The 436-nt window shown below is 67.4% G+C and carries 1 protein-coding gene; it reads left to right on the top strand.

Annotated features, from left to right (window positions below; all coding sequences use genetic code 11):
* Positions 1-436: 4Fe-4S dicluster domain-containing protein (locus tag EKO23_RS24895; protein WP_342773645.1), on the top strand; the 436-nt coding region annotated here is incomplete at both ends.

Here is a 436-nt window from a genome sequence, read left to right as displayed (position 1 = left end):
GCATCGTCCTGGTCGACCAGGACCGGTGCCGGGGCTGGCGAATGTGCGTGTCCGGCTGCCCCTACAAGAAGGTCTACTTCAACCATCGCACCGGCAAGGCCGAGAAGTGCACATTCTGCTTCCCGCGCATCGAGGTCGGACTGCCGACCGTCTGCGCGGAGACCTGCGTCGGCAGGCTGCGCTACATCGGCCTGATCCTCTACGACGCCGACCGGGTGCTCGAGGCGGCCTCGGTGGCCGACAACCACGACCTCTACGAGGCCCAGCGCTCGGTGCTGCTGGACCCGAACGACCCCGAGGTCGTTCGCGCCGCCGAGCGTGACGGCATCCCACGGGACTGGATCGACGCCGCCCAACGGTCACCGATCCACGCGCTGATCAACGTCTTCAAGGTCGCGCTGCCGTTGCACCCGGAGTACCGCACGATGCCGATGGT

This window comes from Nocardioides guangzhouensis, from assembly GCF_004519545.1.
In the GTDB taxonomy this organism is placed as follows: Bacteria; Actinomycetota; Actinomycetes; order Propionibacteriales; family Nocardioidaceae; genus Nocardioides; species Nocardioides guangzhouensis.
This window is presented reverse-complemented; position numbering and strand designations above follow the sequence as displayed.